Origin of the sequence: Pseudomonas sp. IzPS59 (assembly GCF_014863505.1) — a bacterium.
Classification (GTDB): domain Bacteria; phylum Pseudomonadota; class Gammaproteobacteria; order Pseudomonadales; family Pseudomonadaceae; genus Aquipseudomonas; species Aquipseudomonas kribbensis.
In genome coordinates, this window is record NZ_CP062251.1 from 6006708 (window position 1) to 6027501 (window position 20794).

Consider the following 20794-nt stretch of genomic DNA (forward strand, 5'->3'; position numbering starts at 1 on the left):
CGCCGCTCAAACCATCGCCGCGAAGTTCAGCCGAAACTGCTGCGGCGTCACCCCCAGCCGGCGGTTGAACACGCTGCGCATGTGTTGCGCATCGCGAAACCCGCATTGATACGCCACGGTCTTCAGCGGCGCAGTGGTGCTTTCCAGCATCACCCGCGCCGCATCCACCCGCGCCCGCTCGACGAACTCCGCCGGGGTGACTTTCGCCTCCCGGGCAAACACCCGGGAGAAATTCCGCGCACTCATGTTGGCGGCATTCGCCAGGTCGGCGATGGTCAGGTCGCCGGTGAGGTTGGCCAACACGTATAGCTGCACCATCGCCACCGCCGACGTCGGTTCGGCGTGGGGCGTGAGGAACGGGCTGAACTGCGACTGCCCGCCCGAGCGCTGGGTGAACACTACCAGCCGCTTGGCCACGCTCAGCGCCACTTCGGCTCCGTAATCACGCGCCAGCAGGTACAGCGACAGGTCGATCCCCGCCGTCACCCCCGCCGAGGTGTAGAGCTGGCCATCCTCGACGTACAACCGATCGGCTTCGACCCGGCTCGACGGGCACAACTGCGCCAGCGCCTCGGCGTCATTCCAGTGGGTGGTGACCGTGCGCCCCTCCAGCAACCCGGCACGGGCGAGCATGAACGCGCCGTTGCAGATCGAACCAAAACGCCGCGCCCGCCCGCAAGCCTCGCGCAACCACGCATCGAACGCCTCGCCGAAATCCAGGAACGGCAACTGCGGTCCGCCGGCCACCAGCAGCAAGTCATAAGCTTCCCGCACGTCGCTGAAGTGCCGATGCGCACTCAGGGTCAGCCCGTTGGAACACGCCATTGGCCCGCGCTCGACGCCGATCACCTCGAGCCGGTAATGATCCTCCGCCGCCAAAAAACGATTCGCCTCGGCGAACACATCCATGGGCCCGCTGACGTCCAGCGCCTGCACGCCGGGGAACACCACGATGGCGACGGTTTTGTTCATGGCGATGTCGGCTCCCTGGGAATGGCGAATCAGCGCCAACCCTAGCCAATCCGCGCCGCAGAAGCGAGCTGGCACGATTTGCAGGTGGAATGGCAAGGATCGCAGCCATGGATCGATTGTCCGGTTTTGCCCCCGGGAACAGACTTTCTCCATCAGCGCCGCAACGGCGTTTTCGACGAGGAAGCTCAACATGACCACGACCATCGCCGGTATCAAGATTCCCGACAGCGCCCTCGCCCGGGCCACCACCGAGTACATCCGCGACATCGAATCCGACCTGCTCTACCACCACTCGCGCCGGGTGTTTCTGTTCGGTGCCTTGAGCGGCGAACGCCGGCAACTGGCCTACGATCCGGAGTTGCTGTACGTCGGCGCGATGTTTCACGATCTGGGCCTGGTCGACGGCCACCGCAGCGATGACGAACGTTTCGAAGTGGATGGCGCCAACGCGGCGGCGGCTTTTCTCAAGCCTTACGGGTTGAGCGACGACGACATCGAGCAGGTCTGGCTGTCGATCGCCCTGCACACCACGCCGGGCGTGCCGAAGCATTTGCGTCCGACCGTGGCGCTGGTGACCGCAGGCGTCGAGATGGATGTGCTGGGCATGGATTACGCGGCGTTCACCACGGTGCAGCGCGAGGCGGTGGTGCATGCGCACCCAAGGGGCGAGGGTTTCAAGGAGTGCATCATCTGCGCGTTTGCCGACGGCTTGCGTCATCGCCCTCAGACCACGTTCGGCAATGTGAAGACCGATGTGCTGAAAGATCAGATGCCGGGGTTCAAGCCGATGAATTTCGTCGAGGTCATTCGCCAGTCTCCGTGGATTTCCTGACGGGCATAAAAAACCTCGCGGCCGTTACCGGTCGCGAGGTTTTTTGTGTTTGCAGACTTAAGCCGCTTCCGGCGCCTGCGCCCGGCGCACGTCCGGTTGTTTCCACGAATCGGCAGCGCCTTCTTCGATGGCTTGCTGGATCGCCTTGCGGCGCGACTCTTCGGCACGGCGGCTGAAGAACCAGACCATGAAGGTCACCAGCGACACCGCCAGCAGAATCAGGCTGGCCACGGCGTTGATCTCGGGCTTCACGCCCAGACGCACCGCCGAGAACACTTCCATCGGCAGGGTCGTCGAGCCCGGGCCGGACACGAAGCTCGCCAGCACCAGGTCGTCCAGCGACAGGGCGAACGACATCATGCCGCCCGCTGCCAGCGACGGCGCGATCATCGGGATGGTGATCAGGAAGAACACCTTCCACGGCCGCGCACCCAGGTCCATCGCAGCCTCTTCGATCGACAGGTCCAGCTCACGCAGACGCGCCGACACCACCACCGCCACATACGCCGCACAGAACGTGGTGTGGGCGATCCAGATGGTGACGATGCCACGCTCCTGGGGCCAGCCGATCATCTGTGCCATGGCCACGAACAGCAGCAACAGCGACAGACCGGTAATCACCTCGGGCATTACCAGCGGCGCGGTGACCAGTCCACCGAACAGCGTGCGGCCCTTGAAGCGGGTGATGCGGGTCAGCACGAAGGCCGCCAGCGTACCCAGAGCCACCGCCGCGACGGCGGTGTAGCAGGCGATTTCCAGCGAGCGCACCACCGAGCCCATCAACTGGGTGTTGTCGAGCAGGCCGACGTACCACTTGATCGACCAGCCGCCCCACACCGTTACCAGTTTCGAGGCGTTGAACGAGTAGATCACCAGGATCAGCATCGGCAGGTAGATGAACAACAGGCCGAGCACCAGCATCAGGCTGGAGAAACGGAAGCGCTTCATTCTTTACCCTCCATTTCCTTGGCCTGACTGCGGTTGAACAGGATGATCGGCACGATCAGGATCGCCAGCATCACCACCGCCAGGGCGGACGCCACCGGCCAGTCACGGTTGTTGAAGAACTCTTGCCAGAGCACTTTACCGATCATCAGGGTTTCCGGACCGCCGAGCAGTTCCGGGATCACGAACTCGCCCACCACCGGGATGAACACCAGCATGCAGCCGGCGATGATCCCGTTCTTGGACAGCGGAACGGTGATTTTCCAGAAGCTGTTGAAGGTACTCGAACCCAGGTCGGACGCAGCTTCCAGCAGGCTGGTGTCGTGCTTCACCAGGTTGGCGTACAGCGGCAGGATCATGAACGGCAGGTACGAATAGACGACGCCGATGTACACCGCGAGGTTGGTGTTGAGGATCTGCAGCGGCTCGTCAATCAAGCCCATGCTCATCAGGAAACCGTTGAGCAGGCCGTTGTTGCTGAGGATGCCCATCCACGCGTAAACGCGGATCAGGATCGCGGTCCAGGTCGGCATCATGATCAGCAGCACCAGCACCGTCTGCACTTCCTTGCGGGCGCTGGCGATGGCATAGGCCATCGGGTAGCCGATCAGCAGGCACAGCAGCGTGCTGAAGAACGCCATCTTCAGCGAACCGAGGTACGCCGAAATGTACAGTTCGTCGTCGCCGAGCATCGCGTAGTTGCCCAGGTTCAGCAGCAACTGCAGCTTCTGCTCGGCGTAGGTGTAGATCTCGGTGTACGGCGGGATGGCCACGTCCGCTTCGGCGAAGCTGATCTTCAGAACAATGAAGAACGGCAGCATGAAGAACAGGAACAGCCAGATGAACGGCACCCCGATGACCAGTTGGCGGCCACCGGGAATTATTCGATTGAGCCGGCGTTTGAATTTGCGCATGTTCATGAGCGAAGTACCACGCCGCTGTCATCTTCCCAGTACACGTAGACCTGATCGCCCCAGGTCGGACGTGCGCCACGACGTTCCGCGTTGGCCACGAACGACTGCACCAGCTTGCCGCTCGGCAATTCGACGTAGAACACCGAGTGCCCGCCGAGGTAGGCGATGTCGTGCACCTTGCCGCTGGACCAGTTGTATTCGCAGGTCGGCATTTCGGCGGTGACCAGCAGTTTTTCCGGACGGATCGCGTAGGTCACGGACTTGTCCTGCACCGAGGTGCTGATGCCGTGGCCGACGTAGATCTGCCGGTCGAGGTCCTTGCAGGTGATGGTCGCGTGGCCTTCGGCGTCGTCGATCACTTCGCCTTCGAAGATGTTCACGTTACCGATGAATTCGCAGACCAGACGGCTGGTCGGGGTTTCGTAGATGTCGATCGGGCTGCCGATCTGGGCGATCCAGCCCAGGTGCATGATCGCGATGCGCTCGGCCATGGTCATGGCCTCTTCCTGGTCGTGGGTCACCATCACGCAGGTCACGCCGACGCGCTCGATGATCTCAACCAGTTCCAGCTGCATCTGCGAACGCAGCTTTTTGTCGAGTGCGCCCATCGGCTCGTCGAGCAGCAGCAGCTTCGGCCGTTTGGCCAGGGAGCGCGCCAGCGCCACACGCTGACGCTGGCCGCCGGACAACTGGTGCGGCTTGCGCTTGGCGTACTGGCTCATCTGCACCAGTTTGAGCATCTCGGCCACACGGGCGTCGATCTCGGCTGCCGGGATCTTGTCCTGCTTCAAACCGAACGCGATGTTCTGCGCCACGGTCATGTGCGGGAAAAGGGCGTACGACTGGAACATCATGTTGATCGGTCGCTCGTACGGCGGCATGTCGGTGATGTCGACGCCGTCGAGGAAAATGCGCCCCTCCGTGGGCCGTTCGAACCCTGCCAGCATCCGCAGCAGAGTGGATTTGCCCGATCCCGAACCGCCGAGCAGGGCGAAGATTTCGCCCTTCTTGATTTCCAGGGACACATCGTCCACGGCAACCGTCTCGTCGAACTTCTTCGTGACCCGGTCGATTTTAACCAGCACCTGTTTCGGTGTCTGGTCGCCCTCGAGGGCTTTCTTATAGGCGCCGGAGGCAACTGCCATTTACGAAACTCCCAGAAAAAAAAGAGTGCAGTTCGCCCACGCAAGACGAACCCAGGATGGTTTGCGCGTTATTTACCCGACTTGACCTTGGTCCAGCTGCGGGTCATCAAACGCTGAATATTCGGTGGCAACTCGATCGACACATAGGTCTTGTCGAGGACGGCCTGCGGTGGATAAACCGCTTCGTCGGTGCGGATGGACTGCTCCATCAGCTTGTCCGAACCCGGGTTGGGGTTGGCGTAACCGACGTAATCACTGACCTGGGCGATCACCTCAGGTTTCAGCAAATAGTTGATGAAGGCGTGGGCCTCTTTGACGTTGGCCGAATCCTTCGGAATCGCCAGCATGTCGAACCAGAGCGCGCCGCCCTCTTTCGGAATGGCGTAGGCGATGTTGACGCCCTTCTTGGCTTCTTCGGCACGGTGCTTGGCCTGGAAGATGTCGCCGGAGAAACCGATGGCCACGCAGATGTCGCCGTTGGCCAGGTCACCGATGTATTTCGAGGAGTGGAAGTAGGTCACGTAAGGACGCACCGCCAGCAATTTGGCCGTGGCTTTCTCGTAATCCTTGGGATCGGTGCTGTTGGCGTTCAGACCCATGTAGTTGAGCACGGTCGGCATCATTTCATCGGCCGAATCGAGGAACGCCACGCCGCAGCTGTGCAGCTTCTTGATGTTCTCGGGTTCGAACAGCACGCTCCATGAGTCGATCTTGTCGACGCCGAGCACGGCCTTCACTTTGTCGACGTTGTAGCCGATGCCGTTGGTGCCCCACAGGTACGGCACGGCGTACTGGTTGCCCGGATCGTTCTGTTCCAGGCGCTTGAGCAGCACCGGGTCGAGATTGGCGTAGTTCGTCAGTTGCGTCTTGTCGAGCTTCTGGAACGCGCCCGCCTTGATCTGCTTGCCGAGGAAGTGGTTCGACGGCACGACCACGTCGTAACCGGTGCGCCCGGCGAGCAGTTTGCCTTCCAGGGTTTCGTTGGAATCGAACACGTCGTAGACCGGTTTGATCCCGGTTTCTTTCTGGAAATCGGCCAGGGTGGTCTCGCCGATGTAATCCGACCAGTTATAAATATGCACAGTACCGGCGGCTTGGGCACCGACAGCGAACGTCAGGCCGGCAGCGGCCAGCAGGGCATTGCGCAAAGAAGAAAAAATAGGCAAGTGGAGGTCCTCTAATTTAGTTGGGCCCAAGTTGCCCCGCGCTGCATGACAGTCACGGTTGCCCGGCAACAAAACCGGCGCGCAACTTACCCTCGAAAAACCGTTCCAGCAAAACTTTCTGTCATTTAATTGCACCGCTGGCCGCCCGGGTGAAGGCGACGGCCAGCGGTTGCGGCTTCAAACCGGCTTATTTGCCGGATTTGATCTTGGTCCAGCTGCGCGTCATTTCACGCTGGGTTGCCGCCGGCAGATCGGCGATGGCATACAGCTTGGCCTGCACGTCGGCTGGCGGGTAGATGCCTGGATCGCTGGTGATGTCTTTCTCTACCAGTGGTGTTGCAGCAGCGTTACCGTTCGGGAAACGTACGGCGTTGGTGATGCCGGCCATGACTTCAGGCTTCTGCAGGAAGGTCATGAACTTGTAGGCGCCTTCAACGTTTTCGGCATCCTTCGGAATGGCGACCATGTCGAAGAAGCTGCCAGCGCCTTCCTTCGGAATGGCGTAGCTGACTTTCACCTTGTCACCGGCCTCGGCGGCACGGGACTTGGCCTGCTGCACGTCACCCGAGTAGCCGACCGCTACGCAGATGTTGCCGTTGGCCAGGTCCGAGATGTACTTGGAGGAGTGGAAGTAGGTGATCGAAGGACGAATCTTGAGGAACAGGTCCTCGGCTTTCTTGATGTCTTCTTTCTTCTGGGAGTCGGTTGGCAGGCCCAGGTAGTGCAGCGCGACCGGCAGCATTTCGGTCGGCGAATCGAGGAAGCTCACGCCGCAGCCCTTGAGCTTGGCGATGTTTTCCGGCTTCAGCAGCACGTCCCAGGAATCGATCTTGTCGACGCCCAGCGCAGCCTTGACCTTCTCCGGGTTGTAGCCGATGCCGATCGAACCCCACATGTACGGGAAGGCGTGCTTGTTGTCCGGGTCGCTGACCGACACGGCCTTGAGCAGGTCCTGGTTCAGGTTCTTCCAGTTAGGCAGCTTGGAGCGATCCAGTTCCTGGTACACACCGGCCTTGATCTGCTTGGCCAGGAAGTTGTTGGACGGCACGACCACGTCGTAGCCGGACTTGCCCGCCAGCAGCTTGGCTTCCAGGGTTTCGTTGGAATCGAATACGTCGTAGACCACCTTGATCCCCGACTCTTTCTCGAAGTTCGCGATGGTGTCCGGAGCGATGTAGTCGGACCAGTTGTAGACGTGCAGCACTTTGTCGTCCGCGTGAACCGCGCCCGCCATCATGCCCGCGACGGACAGGGCCAGAAGAGTCTTGCCAGCAAGCTTTTTACCTAATGCCTTCATGCGTCATGCTCCAAATTTTTCTTTTTTGAACCACTTTGTTCAGCGGCCGAACCCGGACAACTGGAACCGCGGCTAGTCTGGCAAGATACGAGGCGGTCTTTCAAGAAAAGACCAGCCTTTCCAACTGCTCCGAGCGACAGCGCAACAGCTCCATCGCTCAGAGCCTAGCACTTAGCCCTGCAATGCACTGAGGGTCAGGTCCAGGCACTTGCGTGCCTTTGTAACCAGCTCATCGATCTCCGCCTTGCTGATCACCAGCGGCGGCGCAATGATCATGGTGTCGCCCACGGCGCGCATGATCAGTCCGTTGTCGAAGCAGAACTGGCGGCAGATCATGCCCACACCCTTGCCTTCGTAGCGCTTGCGAGTGGCCTTGTCCTGCACCAGCTCGATGGCCCCCAGCAGACCGACTCCGCGTACTTCCCCCACCAACGGGTGATCGTTCAGTTCGCGCAGACGTTTCTGCAAATACGGTGCCGTTTCGTTGTGCGCGTTCTCGATAATTTTTTCGTCGCGCAGGATCCGGATGTTTTCCAGACCCACCGCCGCCGCCACCGGGTGACCGGAGTAGGTGAAGCCGTGGTTGAAATCGCCACCCTCGTTGAGCACCGCCACCACTTCGTCGCGCACGATCAGGCCACCCATCGGGATGTAGCCGGACGTCAGGCCTTTAGCGATGGTCATCATGTGCGGCTTGAGGTCGTAGAAATCGCTGCCGAACCATTCACCGGTACGGCCGAAACCGCAGATCACTTCGTCCGCCACGAACAGGATGTCGTACTTGGCGAGGATTTCCTTGATGCGCGGCCAGTAGGTGTCTGGCGGAATGATCACGCCGCCGGCGCCCTGGATCGGCTCGGCAATGAAGGCACCGACGTTGTCGACGCCGACTTCCAGAATCTTCTCTTCCAGCTGATTGGCCGCCCAGATCCCGAATTCTTCCGGGGTCATGTCGCCGCCTTCGGCGAACCAGTACGGCTGGGCGATGTGGACGATGCCCGGAATCGGCAGGTCGCCCTGTTCGTGCATGTAGGTCATGCCGCCCAGGCTGGCGCCGGCCACGGTGGAACCGTGGTAGCCGTTCTTGCGGCTGATGATGACTTTCTTGTTCGGCTGGCCCTTGATCGCCCAGTAGTGGCGAACCATGCGCAGCATGGTGTCGTTGCCTTCGGAGCCGGAGCCGGTGAAGAACACGTGGTTCATGCCTTCCGGCGCCACGTCTGCGATGGCCTTGGCCAGTTCCAGTGCCGGCGGGTGCGCGGTCTGGAAGAACAGGTTGTAGTAAGGCAGTTCGCGCATCTGCTTCGCGGCAGCACCCGCCAGCTCATCGCGGCCATAACCGATCGCCACGCACCACAGACCCGCCATGCCATCGAGGATCTTGTTGCCCTCGCTGTCCCACAGGTACACGCCCTTGGCGTTGGTGATGATCCGTGGACCCTTTTCTTTCAGCTGCTTGAAGTCGCTGAACGGGGCCAGGTGGTGCTCGCTGCTGAGGGCTTGCCACTCACGGGTTTGCGGGTTGTTGCTGGTCATGCCAATTCTCCTTGTTATCGGTGAAGGCGCGGCGGCTGGCCACCGCGCCCGGCGTATCAGACGGCGAAGAGCAGGTACTCACGCTCCCAGGAACTGATCACGCGCTTGAAGTTTTCATGCTCGGCCCGCTTGACCGCGACGTAGCCGGTGATGAAGGTCTTGCCCAGGTATTTCTCGATGGTTGCGCTGTTTTCCATACGCTCCAGCGCGTCTTCGATGGTCAGCGGCAGGCGCAGGTTGCGGCGCTCGTAACCACGGCCCACCACTGGCGCGCTCGGGTTGATGCCTTCGACCATGCCGATGTAGCCGCAGAGCAGGCTCGCGGCAATCGCCAGGTACGGGTTGGCGTCGGCGCCCGGCAGGCGGTTTTCCACCCGGCGGTTCTGCGGGCCGGCATCCGGGACGCGCAGGCCCACGGTGCGGTTTTCTTCGCCCCACTCCACGTTCACCGGTGCCGAGGTGTCCGGCAGGAAGCGGCGGAACGAGTTGACGTTCGGTGCGAACAGCGGCAGCAGCTCCGGGATCAGCTTCTGCAGGCCACCGATGTGGTGCAGGAACAGCTGGCTCATGGTGCCGTCGTCATTGGAGAACACGTTCTTGCCGGTCTCGATGTCGATGATGCTCTGGTGCAGGTGCATCGCACTGCCCGGCTCGCCGGTCATCGGTTTGGCCATGAAGGTCGCGGCCACGTTGTGCTTGAGGGCGGCCTCACGCATGGTGCGCTTGAACACCAGAATCTGGTCGGCCAGGGACAGGGCATCACCGTGACGGAAGTTGATTTCCATCTGCGCGGTGCCGTCCTCGTGGATCAACGTGTCGAGGTCCAGCTCCTGCAATTCGCACCAGTCGTAGACGTCTTCGAACAGCGGATCGAACTCGTTCGCCGCTTCGATGGAGAACGACTGGCGACCGATTTCCGGACGACCGGAACGGCCGACCGGCGGCTGCAATGGATAGTCAGGGTCGTCGCTGCGTTTGGTCAGGTAGAACTCCATTTCCGGCGCCACGATTGGCTGCCAGCCCTTGTCGGCATAGAGTTTCAGGACTTTCTTGAGCACGTTGCGCGGCGACAGCTCGATCGGGTTACCTTGCTTGTCATAGGTGTCGTGGATCACCTGGGCGGTCGGTTCGATGGCCCATGGCACCAGGTACACGGCGTTCTGGTCGGGGCGGCAGATCATGTCGATGTCGGCCGGGTCGAGCAGTTCGTAATAGATGTCGTCTTCGACGTAGTCGCCGGTCACGGTCTGCAACAGAACGCTTTCTGGCAGGCGCATGCCTTTTTCGGCGATGAACTTGTTGGTCGGCGAGATCTTGCCCCGGGTGATGCCGGTCAAGTCGCCGATCATGCATTCGACTTCTGTGATCTTGTGGTCTTTCAACCAATCGGTGAGCTGGTCGAGGTTGTTGCTCATAAATGCCTCTGGGCTGAGTCTCCTGACACGTGTCAGGCAGGTTTGACGCACGGGGCGTCGCGTTAAAGGGGGCTTGTTTGCGCGCAGTACCGGCTTACGCCTGGCACCGCGCATCGACAATGAAGGAGGAGCTTACCTGCCCTTTACGCTGGCGTTGCATTTCCTGTGCACATCCAGTGTGTGCAGAATCACGGGCACGGCGACGGGCGCGGTGCAGGCCGGGAGCAGGAAAGAGATCTATATTGAAAGGAGAACCGCTGAAGAGGATGCCCTTCCCCGCGTCCAGAATATCGGACGCCGGCGCCTGATCCGCCATGGACAAAGAGATCGCTGGCAGAATGCGAGCCTGGCTGTCGGCTGCGCTGCGGACGGACGTGTCGCCACTGATGTGATAAGCATGCAGACCGTACTGCACGGAGCAGTCGGTGACGCCGATTAACGGCAGGCGAGACATGAAGCACCCCGGTATTATTGCTGTTATGGGTTTGACCCGAGCTTAGCCTTGTTCATTTTTTTACACAACACCCCCGTAAAAAATACAACACGGCCTGCTCAAGCCTGCGGGTGGCGCGTCTTTCACGGATAAAAAAATGCCCCAAAGTGCCCCATAAATGCCCTCGCGGCGCTTTTTCGGGGCAAAAAAGGCCTCGCTTGACTTCGGCATGCCGTTCGGGTTGACTGAAACCAGAAAAGATCAATGATTGATATTTTTAACAACAAAGGTGTTGCATCATGTCGGTACCCCCGCGTGCCGTTCAGCTTAACGAAGCGAACGCGTTCCTTAAGGAACATCCTGAGGTTCTGTACGTTGACCTTCTGATTGCGGATATGAATGGTGTGGTGCGCGGCAAGCGCATCGAACGCACCAGCCTCCACAAGGTTTACGAGAAAGGCATCAACCTGCCGGCCTCTCTATTTGCTCTGGATATCAATGGTTCGACGGTGGAAAGCACCGGCCTGGGCCTGGACATCGGCGACGCCGACCGTATCTGCTATCCAATCCCCGATACCCTGTGCAACGAGCCATGGCAGAAGCGCCCGACCGCGCAACTGCTGATGACCATGCACGAACTCGAAGGCGACCCTTTCTTCGCCGATCCGCGCGAAGTGCTCCGTCAAGTTGTTGCAAAGTTTGACGAGTTGGGCTTGACCATCTGCGCCGCATTCGAACTCGAGTTCTACCTGATCGACCAGGAAAACGTGAACGGCCGCCCTCAGCCGCCACGCTCGCCGATCTCCGGCAAACGCCCGCATTCGACCCAGGTCTACCTGATCGACGACCTCGACGAATACGTCGACTGCCTCCAGGACATTCTGGAAGGTGCGAAAGAGCAAGGCATCCCGGCCGACGCCATCGTCAAGGAAAGTGCCCCGGCGCAGTTCGAAGTGAACCTGCACCACGTCGCCGACCCGATCAAGGCCTGCGACTACGCGGTACTGCTCAAGCGTCTGATCAAGAACATCGCCTACGACCATGAAATGGACACCACCTTCATGGCCAAGCCGTACCCTGGCCAGGCAGGCAACGGTCTGCATGTGCACATTTCGGTTCTCGACAAAGATGGCAAAAACATTTTTGCCAGCGAGGATCCCGAGCAGAACGCCGCGCTGCGTCACGCGATCGGCGGTGTGCTCGAGACCCTGCCCGCGCAGATGGCTTTCCTCTGCCCCAACGTCAACTCCTACCGTCGTTTCGGCGCACAGTTCTACGTGCCGAACTCGCCGAGCTGGGGCCTGGACAACCGCACCGTGGCCCTGCGCGTACCGACCGGCTCCGCCGATGCGGTCCGCCTGGAACACCGCGTTGCCGGCGCCGACGCCAACCCGTACCTGTTGATGGCTTCGGTACTGGCGGGCGTGCATCACGGCCTGACCAACAAGATCGAGCCACCGGCCCCGACCGAAGGCAACAGCTACGAGCAGAACGAGCAGAGCCTGCCGAACAACTTGCGTGATGCCCTGCGCGAGCTGGACGACAGCGAGGTGATGGCCAAGTACATCGATCCGAAATACATCGATATCTTCGTCGCCTGCAAGGAAAGCGAGCTGGAGGAGTTCGAACACTCCATCTCCGACCTTGAGTACAACTGGTACCTGCACACCGTTTAAGCGGACTGCAGCACATGAAAACGCCGTTGGCTTCACAGCCCGCGGCGTTTTTTTATTGGCCTCTGTGGCAGAGATTCAAGCTCTGCGTACAATGCCCGCTGCCCCGCAGGAGACTTTCATGACGCGTCCCGCCCCCGTCCGCAAACCCCGTGCCCGCAGTCAGGCGCGAATCGATTCGATACTCGACGCCGCGCGCACGCTGCTGGCCGCCGAGGGCGTGGCGAGCCTGTCGGTCTACAGCGTCGCCGAGCGCGCGCAGATCCCGCCCTCCTCGGTCTACCATTTCTTCGCCAGCGTCCCGGCGTTGCTCGAAGGTCTGACGGCGGATGTTCACGCGGCCTTCCGAGCCTGCCTGCAAGCACCGATCGATCACGATGCCCTGCGCGACTGGCGCGACCTGTCCCGGCTGGTCGAGCAACGGATGCTGGAGATCTACGACGAAGACGCCGCCGCCCGCCAACTGATCCTCGCGCAACACGGCCTCACCGAAGTCACCCAGGCCGACCGCCAGCATGACCTCGAACTCGGCGACCTGATGCACAAGCTGTTCGATCATCACTTCGAACTGCCCAAGCTGCCGGATGACGTGGACGTGTTTGCGCTGGCAATGGAGCTGGGCGACCGCGTCTACGCCCGCTCGGTGCAGCAGCACGGGCAGATCACCCCGCGCATGGCCGAGGAAGGGATGCGGGTGTTCGATGCCTACATCGGGCTGTATCTGCCGCCGTACCTGCCCAAGCGGGTTCTCTAGCGCATTCGCCGGCCTCATCGCGAGCAAGCGCTCCCACAGGTTCAGTGCCACCCACAGATTCTGCGAGCACCACAAATCACTGTGGGAGCGAGCTTGCTCGCGAAGGCAGCACCACCGATCTCAAGCCATGAAAAAACCCCGAAGGGCTCACACCCTTCGGGGTTGTTTTTTACTCACAGGCTTACAACTTGGCGATGGACACCTCGGTGGATTTCACGAAGGCGATCACTTCGCTGCCGACCTCCAGCTCCAGCTCCTTGACCGAACGGGTGGTGATCACCGAAGTGACGATACCGGAAGCGGTCTGCACGTCGATTTCCGACAGCACGTCGCCGAGAACGATCTCCTTGATTGCGCCTTTGAACTGGTTGCGTACGTTGATGGCTTTGATAGTCATGGCATTGATTCCTGTCGTTTGCTTGAGTTATTGAGCCCAGCGCAATTGCGTAGGCAAGGGTGAAACGGGTTCCGGCGCCGGCGGCTCGCCGGGCAGGGACAACACACGGTTGAGCACTTCGGTTTCCAGCGCGGCCAGCCGATGGGAGCCACGGACCCGAGGGCGCGGCAGCTCCACTTGCAGATCGAGACCGACTTCGCCGTCCTCGATCAGAATCACCCGGTCGGCAATCGCCACCGCTTCGCTGACATCGTGGGTCACCAGCAACACGGTGAAGCCATGCTGTTGCCAGAGACGTTCGATCAGTTGCTGCATCTCGATCCGGGTCAGGGCATCCAGTGCGCCCAACGGCTCATCGAGCAACAGCAGACGCGGTTGATGGATCAAGGCCCGGGCCAGCGCCACACGCTGCTTCTGCCCGCCGGACAATGCCGCCGGCCACTCATTGGCGCGATCCGCCAGGCCGACGGCATCCAGCGCCTCCAGGGCTTGCGGACGCCAGTTGCCCTTGAGGCCGAGACCGACGTTGTCGATGATCTTTTTCCACGGCAGCAGCCGCGCTTCCTGGAACATCAGCCGGGTGTCTTCCCGGGCATCGCTGAGCGGCGCGGCACCCGCGAGCAGATCGCCGCCGGTGGGCTGATCGAGGCCGGCGAGCAAGCGCAGCAACGTGCTCTTGCCGCATCCGCTGCGCCCGACCACGGCGACGAATTGCCCCGCCGGAATATGCAGGTCGATGTCACGCAGCACCTGCCGCGCGCCGAAGGTCTTTTGCAGATTGCGCACCACCAGCGGAATCCCGCGCAGCAGACGTGGAGGTTGTTGAGCGGTCATGCCGCACCTCCTTTCGCCACTTGATACGCCGGATGCCAGCGCAACCACACACGTTCAAGGCCACGGGCCGCAAGGTCGGCCAGTTTGCCGAGCACCGCGTACAGCAGAATCGCCAGCACCACCACGTCGGTCTGCAGGAACTCACGAGCATTCATCGCCAGATAACCGATGCCGGAGCTGGCGGAGATGGTTTCCGCCACGATCAACGTCAGCCACATGAAGCCCAGGGCGAAGCGCACGCCGACCAGAATCGAAGGCAGCGCGCCCGGCAGAATCACCTGCCAGAACAGGCTGAAACCGGACAGGCCATAACTGCGCGCCATCTCCACCAACGCCGGGTCGACATTGCGGATGCCGTGATAGGTGTTGAGGTAAATCGGGAACAGCGTCCCCAGCGCCACCAGAAAAATCTTCGCCGACTCGTCGATGCCGAACCACAGGATCACCAGCGGAATCAGCGCCAGATGCGGCACGTTGCGGATCATCTGCACCGAGCTGTCGAGCAGGCGCTCGCCCCATTTCGACAGACCGGTGATGAAGCCCAGCGCCAGACCGATGCTGCCACCGATGGTGAAGCCCAGCGCCGCGCGCCAGCCGCTGATCGCCAGGTGCGTCCAGATTTCGCCGCTGCGCACCAGGCTCACGCCGGCCTCGATCACCGCCACCGGTGCCGGCAGAATTCGCGTCGACAACCAGCCCGCCGACACCGACAACTGCCACACCGTCAGCAACAACACCGGCAACGCCCAGGGCGCGAAGCTGTGGATAAATTTCTTCATGGCGGCGCCTCAGCTCTGGGACGCGGCTTTGGGAAGAATGTCGTTGGCCACCATCTCGCCGAACGGGCTGACATAACCGGCGCTCTTCGGCAGTTCCGGACGCTCGACGTCGAGGTGCGGGAACAGCAGCTCGGCGACGCGATACGACTCTTCGAGGTGTGGATAACCGGAGAAGATGAAGGTATCGATGCCCAGTGCCGCGTATTCCTTCACGCGCGCCGCCACGGTCGGACCGTCGCCGACCAGCGCCGTCCCGGCACCGCCGCGCACCAGACCGACGCCGGCCCACAGGTTCGGGCTGACTTCGAGGTTGTCACGACTGCCACCGTGCAGGGCGGCCATGCGTTGCTGGCCGACCGAATCGAACCGCGCCAGCGAAGCCTGGGCCCGTTTGATGGTGTCGTCGTCCAGATGCGAGATCAGGCGGTCCGCCGCTTGCCAGGCTTCAGCGTTGGTTTCCCGCACGATCACATGCAAACGGATGCCGAAGCGTACGGTGCGACCGAGCCTGGCCGCTTTGGCGCGAACCTGTTCGATCTTCTCGGCCACCGCTGCTGGCGGCTCGCCCCAGGTCAGGACCATTTCCACTTGTTCGGCGGCCAGATCCTGCGCCGCTTCCGAAGAGCCGCCGAAGTACAGCGGCGGACGCGGTTGCTGGATCGGCGGATAGAGCAATTTGGCGCCCTTCACGCTGATGTGCTCGCCGTCGTAATCCACGGTTTCGCCTTCCAGCACCCGGCGCCAGATCCGGGTGAACTCCACCGACGCCTGATAGCGCGCCTCGTGATCGAGGAACAGACCGTCGCCGGCCAACTCTTCCGGGTCGCCGCCGGTCACCAGGTTGAACAGCGCACGACCGCCGGACAGACGATCCAGGGTCGCCGCCTGACGCGCTGCCACCGTCGGGGAAATGATCCCGGGGCGCAGGGCGACCAGAAACTTCAGACGCTGGGTCACCGGAATCAGCGATGCCGCCACCAGCCACGAGTCCTCGCAGGAGCGGCCGGTGGGAATCAGCACACCGCCGAAACCCAGTCGATCCGCCGCTTGCGCGACCTGTTGCAGATAGCCGTGGTCGACGGCGCGGGCGCCTTCGGCGGTGCCAAGGTAATGGCCGTCGCCGTGGGTAGGCAGGAACCAGAAGATGTTGAGGCTCATGGAGTGGTCTCCTTGGGGATTCGATTTACTGGGCTTGGGTAACCGAGCTTTGGGCCACAGCGGCCGGTGGGGTCCAGATCACGTCCTTGATGCTCAACGGCTTGGGAATCAGCTTGAGCTGGTAGAAGGTGTCGGCGATTTTCTGTTGCGCGGCGACCACTTCCGGGGTCAGGAACAGCGCGCCGTAGCCCTGGCGTTTCACCGAGGTCAGGGTGATGTCCGCCGGCAGGCCGAGCAGCGGCGCGACCTGTTGGGTCACGTCTTGCGGATTGGCCTTGGACCACTCACCGACGGCGCGCACTTCTTCCACGAGGGTCTTGATCACCTCGGGATTTTTCTGTGCGTAGGGTTTGGTCGCCAGGTAGAACTGGTGGTTGTCGACGATGCCTTTGCCGTCACGCAGGGTGTGCGCTTGCAGTTGCTTCTCGGCGGCGGCCTGGTAAGGGTCCCAAATGACCCAGGCGTCGACGCTGCCACGTTCGAACGCGGCACGGGCATCGGCCGGCGGCAGGAATACGGTTTGAATGTCGGTGTACTTGAGGCCGGCGTCTTCCAGCGCACGCACCAGCAGGTAGTGGACGTTGGAGCCCTTGTTCAGGGCGACTTTCTTGCCCTTGAGATCCGCCACCGATTTGATCGGCGAATCTTTCGGCACGAGGATCGCTTCGCTGTTCGGCGCGGGCGGCTCGTAGGCGACGTAGAGCAGATCGGCACCGGCCGCCTGGGCGAAGACCGGCGGGGTTTCGCCGGTGACGCCGAAGTCGATCGAGCCGACGTTCAGGCCTTCCAGCAGCTGCGGGCCGCCGGGGAATTCAGTCCATTGCACGTCGACGCCTTGGGCGGCGAGGCGTTTTTCCAGGGTGCCCTTGGCCTTGAGCAGCACCAGCGTGCCGTACTTCTGATAACCGATTCGTAACGTCTCGGCCTGGGCCTGAGTGATGGCGCCGAAGGTGACAGCCGCAGCAAACAGAGCGACCAGACCACGACGCAAAAATACAGTGCGCATAGCGCTCTCCTTTTTGCTGTTGGGTTTTGGCTGCACCTGCTTGCCCGTTGGCGGGCGAGTAAGGCCAGTACTTCAAGTTTCGGTGTGGCTCAAATGCTCCAGCGAGCACTCAACAAACGTTCGTTCAACAATCCAGGTTCCAGCGGCTTCGGCCGACGGGCCATGGCGCTGACAAACTGGTCCAGCGCTTCATGCAGCCGCTGTTCCAGAGCCGGCGCCAGCTGCGCCGCAGCACTGCCTTCGCCGTAGGCGATCTGGCTGTCCTCGGCAAAAATCCCTTGCAGCATTTCCTGGGCCTTCAACGCCGACAGCACCGGTTTGAGGGCGTAATCGACCACCAGCATGTGGGCGATGCTGCCACCCGTGGCCATCGGCAGGACAATCTTGTGGTTCAGGGCGCGTTCCGGCAGCAGATCGAGCAGGGTCTTCAGCGCGCCGGAGAACGACGCCTTGTAGACCGGAGTGGCGATCAGCAGGCCATCGGCGTTTTCAATCTGTTGCAGCAGGTCGAGCACCTTCGGGCTGTCGAAGCGGGCGTGGAGCAGGTCTTCGGCCGGGAAGTCCCGCACCTGATAACTCACCACTTCCACCCCTTGCTGCTGCAACCAACGTTGCGAGCGCTCCAGCAACACCCCGGAACGGGAGCGTTGACTGGGACTGCCACCGAGTGAGACGACCAGCATTCAGACGATTCCTTGCGCGTTACCGGCGATTCGCGGGTTGCGATCTCGCTTCAATGAGAGTGACCTTATCAGTTGATTCATATATCCATAAATCATATTTATTCATTTGGTTATTCCTTATGGAGATATACGTTTCACTTTTCTCCGGGCAAAAAAACAGGCCGTGAAAACGGCCTGAAACCCTGCATCGTGGTTTTTACTGGTCGCCCCCACGCAGAACTTGGGAACTATCCGAGAAAGGTTATTTGTTCGGCTGTGGGGTGAGGCGCAGGTACGGCTTCACCGCGCGGTAGCCCTTCGGAAAGCGTTGCTTGATTTCATCTTCATCCTTGAGCGACGGCACGATCACCACCTCTTCACCGTCCTGCCAGTTGGCCGGCGTGGCCACCTTGTAGTTGTCGGTGAGTTGCAGCGAGTCGATCACCCGCAGGATTTCGTGAAAGTTGCGCCCGGTGCTCGCCGGGTAGGTGATGGTCAGGCGGATCTTCTTGTTCGGATCGATCACGAACAGCGAGCGTACCGTCAGCGTGTCGCTGGCGTTCGGGTGGATCAGGTCGTAGAGATCGGACACCTTGCGATCGGCATCGGCCAGGATCGGGAAGTTGACGATAGTGTTCTGGGTTTCGTTGATGTCTTCGATCCACTTGTGGTGCGAATCCACCGGGTCGACCGACAGCGCGATGGCTTTCACGCCGCGTTTGGTGAACTCATCTTTGAGCTTGGCGGTGAAGCCCAGCTCGGTGGTGCACACCGGGGTGAAGTCCGCCGGATGGGAAAACAGCACGCCCCAGCTGTTGCCCAGCCATTCGTGAAAACGAATCTTGCCGGCGCTGGAATCCTGTTCGAAATCGGGGGCGATATCGCCGAGTCTGAGGCTCATGGTGCTGCTCCTGATGAGTTGTTGGAGACCTCAACTGTAGCTCGGGATTTGCCATTCATAAAAAGAATAAATAACTAGATATCTAGATCATTTACGAATATTAAACTTCTGTTCACTGGACGCTCGCCGGCAACGCGCCGAACATCGGCCCCAAGGTTCGAGAAGGCCTTGAGTTGCTGTAAAGAGGGAAATGTCGGGAAAGGTCTACGGGGGTGGGCCTGACCCGAAAACACAAAAGCCCCGTCCGGCGCGATGCCGGACGGGGCTTTTTTACGTCGGTTGCTCGAGCGCTATTACAGCAGCGGGATCGAGTAGCTGACGATCAGGCGGTTTTCGTCCTGGGAACGGGTGTTCGCCAGGTCGGTGCGCCACATGGCGTTCTTCCAGGCTACGCCGAGGTTCTTCAGCGGGCCTTCCGGGATCACGTAACCAACGGTCAGGTCACGTTCCCACTCGGTTTTTTCGCCCAGCGGAGTGTCGATGTTATCGCCACGCAGGTAGATCACACCGGCGGTCAGGCCAGGTACGCCGACCTTGGCGAAGTCATAGGCGTAGCGAGCCTGCCAGGTACGCTCGCCGGCACGACCGAACTTCTGGATCTGCATGTCGGTGATGGTGCTGTTGGACGAACCGTCACCCTGGTTCAGCCAAGGGAAGTCGCTGTCGCCCTTGGTGTACTGGTAGCCGGCGCCGAAGGTGTGACCTTCAACCGAGTACAGTGCCAGGTAGCTGTACAGATCGTTGTCGACCTTGCCCTTGACGGTCTTGCCGCCGTAGTAGCCGCTGGTGAAGTACGCAGGCGTGTCACCGTTGTTGCCGTTGTCACGGCTGCGGTAGTAGCGCAGGTCGCTTTTCAGTACGCCCGGACCGATGGCCCAGTTGTGTACCAGACCCAGGAAGTTCTGCGAGTAGAACTCTTTCAGCTCGCCGTAGTAGTACGAGGCGGTCAGGTCCTTGGTCAGCTTGTAGTCGGCACCGGCGTAGTAGAACTTGTTGCTGAACACGCCCTTGTCGTAGTTCGAACCGGCGTTCGCACCAGCGATCGACAGGTTTTCGTCGTTGCTGGAGTTACGGCCCTTGGCGGATTCGATCTGACCGGCAGTCAGGGTCAGATCCTTGATTTCGTTGGACTTCAGCTCGCCACCGGTGAAGGTTTGTGGCAGCAGACGACCATCGTTGTACTTGATGACCGGGTTGTTCGGCATCAGAGTACCGACCTTCAGCTCGGTCTGGGAGATCTTGACCTTACCGGTCAGGCCCAGGCTGGCGAAGTCATGCACGGCACGGTTGCCATCGCTCGGGAAAATGGTGCCGCCGGAAGCGGTACCCGTCGAGTTGCCGCTCTTGTCCGGGCTGGAATCCAGACGCAGGCCGTACAGGCCGATGGCGTCAACGCCGAACTGGACGGTGCCCTGGGTGTAACCCGAGATGAAACGCAGATCGAAGCCTTGGCCCCACTCTTCGTTCTTGTTCGGGCCAGTGCCATCACGGTTGTCGGTGTTGATGTAGAAGTTACGCAGCCCCAGTGTGGCCTTGCTGTCTTCGATGAAACCGGCTGCGCCTGCCTGCTGCGCAATAACCCCTACGGCCACGGCCAGGGCCAAGGTGGACTTGTTCATGTATCGCTCCTCTCGTTTCTAATTCTTGTGTTCCTGGTCCGGAGTCTGATGCCCCTGGATCCTAAGATGCGCGATTAGCGCCAGACCGTGACTGACAAGTCAATCGTAACCTTGTGCGTCTACGACCAAGGTCTAATCGCAGTTATTTGGTCCTTGCAGGGTAAAGACTTCCAGATAAACCCAAAAAGAATTTATTCATTCTTTTTCATACCATTAAGGAATATGGCTGGATAGTGGCCATCTGTACCGGGATACAGCGTATCGGCGCCTAAGCTCATTCCTAAATGGTATTTATTAGCCTTTTTTTAGATCGTTTAGCTTTGGCGAAACCCCGATTCGTCAAACCCTATCGAAAA

Annotated in this window: 20 protein-coding genes; 3 read left to right on the forward strand and 17 right to left on the reverse strand. The window is 60.8% G+C overall.

Going from position 1 to position 20794, the window contains the following annotated elements; genetic code table 11:
- Positions 1-6 precede the first annotated feature (6 nt).
- Complete coding sequence (locus IF189_RS27055; protein ID WP_192553609.1) at positions 7-972, reverse strand: GlxA family transcriptional regulator; 966 nt, start codon at positions 970-972, stop codon at positions 7-9.
- A 190-nt stretch (positions 973-1162) separates the two neighbouring features.
- Here IF189_RS27055 and IF189_RS27060 point away from each other — a divergent pair, with 190 nt between their 5' ends.
- Positions 1163-1804, forward strand: a complete 642-nt coding sequence (locus IF189_RS27060; RefSeq protein ID WP_192552518.1) for an HD domain-containing protein — start codon at positions 1163-1165, stop codon at positions 1802-1804.
- Positions 1805-1861: 57 nt separating this feature from the next.
- Here the strand turns inward: IF189_RS27060 and IF189_RS27065 are convergent, their stop codons facing one another.
- The 8 genes from IF189_RS27065 to IF189_RS29255 all read right to left on the reverse strand — a co-directional run bounded on the left by IF189_RS27065 (position 1862) and on the right by IF189_RS29255 (position 10676).
- Positions 1862-2752 (reverse strand): ABC transporter permease subunit, encoded by an 891-nt coding sequence (locus IF189_RS27065; RefSeq protein WP_134828441.1) that lies wholly within the window; start codon positions 2750-2752, stop codon positions 1862-1864.
- A complete protein-coding gene (locus tag IF189_RS27070) occupies positions 2749-3630 on the reverse strand; it encodes an ABC transporter permease subunit (RefSeq protein ID WP_170931574.1) in 882 nt (293 codons plus the stop codon). The genes IF189_RS27065 and IF189_RS27070 overlap by 4 nt, the downstream gene beginning before the upstream one ends.
- Before the next feature lie 35 nt (positions 3631-3665).
- Positions 3666-4808 carry an ABC transporter ATP-binding protein gene (locus tag IF189_RS27075; protein ID WP_085708998.1) on the reverse strand — a complete coding sequence of 381 codons (1143 nt, stop codon included), beginning with the start codon at positions 4806-4808 and terminating at the stop codon, positions 3666-3668.
- A gap of 68 nt (positions 4809-4876) precedes the next feature.
- The gene (locus IF189_RS27080) at positions 4877-5974 is read right to left on the reverse strand and encodes a polyamine ABC transporter substrate-binding protein (RefSeq protein WP_134828442.1); all 1098 of its coding nucleotides are present in this window, start codon (positions 5972-5974) and stop codon (positions 4877-4879) included.
- 187 nt (positions 5975-6161) lie between these two features.
- On the reverse strand, positions 6162-7271 hold the full coding sequence (locus tag IF189_RS27085; protein ID WP_085708996.1) for a polyamine ABC transporter substrate-binding protein: 1110 nt from the start codon (positions 7269-7271) through the stop codon (positions 6162-6164).
- Between the two features lie 171 nt (positions 7272-7442).
- Positions 7443-8807 carry an aspartate aminotransferase family protein gene (locus IF189_RS27090; protein WP_192552519.1) on the reverse strand — a complete coding sequence of 455 codons (1365 nt, stop codon included), beginning with the start codon at positions 8805-8807 and terminating at the stop codon, positions 7443-7445.
- A 56-nt stretch (positions 8808-8863) separates the two neighbouring features.
- Positions 8864-10222 (reverse strand): glutamine synthetase family protein, encoded by a 1359-nt coding sequence (locus IF189_RS27095; protein ID WP_011336448.1) that lies wholly within the window; start codon positions 10220-10222, stop codon positions 8864-8866.
- 94 nt (positions 10223-10316) lie between these two features.
- Positions 10317-10676 carry a glutamine amidotransferase gene (locus IF189_RS29255; RefSeq protein ID WP_192552520.1) on the reverse strand — a complete coding sequence of 120 codons (360 nt, stop codon included), beginning with the start codon at positions 10674-10676 and terminating at the stop codon, positions 10317-10319.
- 278 nt (positions 10677-10954) lie between these two features.
- Between IF189_RS29255 and IF189_RS27105 the strand changes: the two genes are divergently transcribed.
- Together IF189_RS27105 and IF189_RS27110 are read left to right on the forward strand one after the other, a co-directional pair.
- The gene (locus IF189_RS27105; protein ID WP_085581012.1) at positions 10955-12331 is read left to right on the forward strand and encodes a glutamine synthetase family protein; all 1377 of its coding nucleotides are present in this window, start codon (positions 10955-10957) and stop codon (positions 12329-12331) included.
- Between the two features lie 118 nt (positions 12332-12449).
- Complete coding sequence (locus IF189_RS27110) at positions 12450-13082, forward strand: TetR/AcrR family transcriptional regulator (RefSeq protein ID WP_102619652.1); 633 nt, start codon at positions 12450-12452, stop codon at positions 13080-13082.
- Between the two features lie 181 nt (positions 13083-13263).
- Here IF189_RS27110 and IF189_RS27115 read toward each other — a convergent pair whose 3' ends face one another.
- The 8 genes from IF189_RS27115 to IF189_RS27150 form a co-directional block, all read right to left on the reverse strand.
- Positions 13264-13479 (reverse strand): TOBE domain-containing protein, encoded by a 216-nt coding sequence (locus IF189_RS27115; protein WP_007953520.1) that lies wholly within the window; start codon positions 13477-13479, stop codon positions 13264-13266.
- 27 nt (positions 13480-13506) lie between these two features.
- On the reverse strand, positions 13507-14313 hold the full coding sequence (ssuB, locus tag IF189_RS27120) for an aliphatic sulfonates ABC transporter ATP-binding protein (protein ID WP_085708992.1): 807 nt from the start codon (positions 14311-14313) through the stop codon (positions 13507-13509).
- A complete protein-coding gene (gene ssuC, locus IF189_RS27125; RefSeq protein WP_192552521.1) occupies positions 14310-15092 on the reverse strand; it encodes an aliphatic sulfonate ABC transporter permease SsuC in 783 nt (260 codons plus the stop codon). Before ssuC ends, ssuB begins: the two co-directional genes overlap by 4 nt.
- 9 nt (positions 15093-15101) lie before the next feature.
- Positions 15102-16250, reverse strand: a complete 1149-nt coding sequence (gene ssuD / locus IF189_RS27130; protein WP_192552522.1) for an FMNH2-dependent alkanesulfonate monooxygenase — start codon at positions 16248-16250, stop codon at positions 15102-15104.
- Positions 16251-16275: 25 nt separating this feature from the next.
- Positions 16276-17256 (reverse strand): sulfonate ABC transporter substrate-binding protein, encoded by a 981-nt coding sequence (locus tag IF189_RS27135; RefSeq protein WP_192552523.1) that lies wholly within the window; start codon positions 17254-17256, stop codon positions 16276-16278.
- A gap of 89 nt (positions 17257-17345) precedes the next feature.
- Positions 17346-17939 (reverse strand): NADPH-dependent FMN reductase, encoded by a 594-nt coding sequence (ssuE, locus tag IF189_RS27140; protein WP_085708988.1) that lies wholly within the window; start codon positions 17937-17939, stop codon positions 17346-17348.
- 241 nt (positions 17940-18180) lie between these two features.
- Entirely contained in the window at positions 18181-18819 is a 639-nt protein-coding gene (locus IF189_RS27145) for a peroxiredoxin (RefSeq protein WP_085708987.1), read from the reverse strand.
- A gap of 293 nt (positions 18820-19112) precedes the next feature.
- Positions 19113-20438, reverse strand: coding sequence for an OprD family porin (locus IF189_RS27150; protein ID WP_134828448.1), 1326 nt, complete (start codon positions 20436-20438; stop codon positions 19113-19115).
- Positions 20439-20794 lie beyond the last annotated feature (356 nt).

What these genes read in the sequence shown, in the direction of transcription:
- IF189_RS27055 (WP_192553609.1), bottom strand. Translation starts at nt 972, where the DNA reads ATGAACAAAACCGTCGCCATCGTGGTGTTCCCCGGCGTGCAGGCGCTG.
- IF189_RS27060 (WP_192552518.1), top strand. Translation starts at nt 1,163, where the DNA reads ATGACCACGACCATCGCCGGTATCAAGATTCCCGACAGCGCCCTCGCC.
- IF189_RS27065 (WP_134828441.1), bottom strand. Translation starts at nt 2,752, where the DNA reads ATGAAGCGCTTCCGTTTCTCCAGCCTGATGCTGGTGCTCGGCCTGTTG.
- IF189_RS27075 (WP_085708998.1), bottom strand. Translation starts at nt 4,808, where the DNA reads ATGGCAGTTGCCTCCGGCGCCTATAAGAAAGCCCTCGAGGGCGACCAG.
- IF189_RS27085 (WP_085708996.1), bottom strand. Translation starts at nt 7,271, where the DNA reads ATGAAGGCATTAGGTAAAAAGCTTGCTGGCAAGACTCTTCTGGCCCTG.
- IF189_RS27090 (WP_192552519.1), bottom strand. Translation starts at nt 8,807, where the DNA reads ATGACCAGCAACAACCCGCAAACCCGTGAGTGGCAAGCCCTCAGCAGC.
- IF189_RS27095 (WP_011336448.1), bottom strand. Translation starts at nt 10,222, where the DNA reads ATGAGCAACAACCTCGACCAGCTCACCGATTGGTTGAAAGACCACAAG.
- IF189_RS29255 (WP_192552520.1), bottom strand. Translation starts at nt 10,676, where the DNA reads ATGTCTCGCCTGCCGTTAATCGGCGTCACCGACTGCTCCGTGCAGTAC.
- IF189_RS27105 (WP_085581012.1), top strand. Translation starts at nt 10,955, where the DNA reads ATGTCGGTACCCCCGCGTGCCGTTCAGCTTAACGAAGCGAACGCGTTC.
- IF189_RS27110 (WP_102619652.1), top strand. Translation starts at nt 12,450, where the DNA reads ATGACGCGTCCCGCCCCCGTCCGCAAACCCCGTGCCCGCAGTCAGGCG.
- IF189_RS27115 (WP_007953520.1), bottom strand. Translation starts at nt 13,479, where the DNA reads ATGACTATCAAAGCCATCAACGTACGCAACCAGTTCAAAGGCGCAATC.
- ssuB (WP_085708992.1), bottom strand. Translation starts at nt 14,313, where the DNA reads ATGACCGCTCAACAACCTCCACGTCTGCTGCGCGGGATTCCGCTGGTG.
- ssuC (WP_192552521.1), bottom strand. Translation starts at nt 15,092, where the DNA reads ATGAAGAAATTTATCCACAGCTTCGCGCCCTGGGCGTTGCCGGTGTTG.
- ssuD (WP_192552522.1), bottom strand. Translation starts at nt 16,250, where the DNA reads ATGAGCCTCAACATCTTCTGGTTCCTGCCTACCCACGGCGACGGCCAT.
- IF189_RS27135 (WP_192552523.1), bottom strand. Translation starts at nt 17,256, where the DNA reads ATGCGCACTGTATTTTTGCGTCGTGGTCTGGTCGCTCTGTTTGCTGCG.
- ssuE (WP_085708988.1), bottom strand. Translation starts at nt 17,939, where the DNA reads ATGCTGGTCGTCTCACTCGGTGGCAGTCCCAGTCAACGCTCCCGTTCC.
- IF189_RS27145 (WP_085708987.1), bottom strand. Translation starts at nt 18,819, where the DNA reads ATGAGCCTCAGACTCGGCGATATCGCCCCCGATTTCGAACAGGATTCC.
- IF189_RS27150 (WP_134828448.1), bottom strand. Translation starts at nt 20,438, where the DNA reads ATGAACAAGTCCACCTTGGCCCTGGCCGTGGCCGTAGGGGTTATTGCG.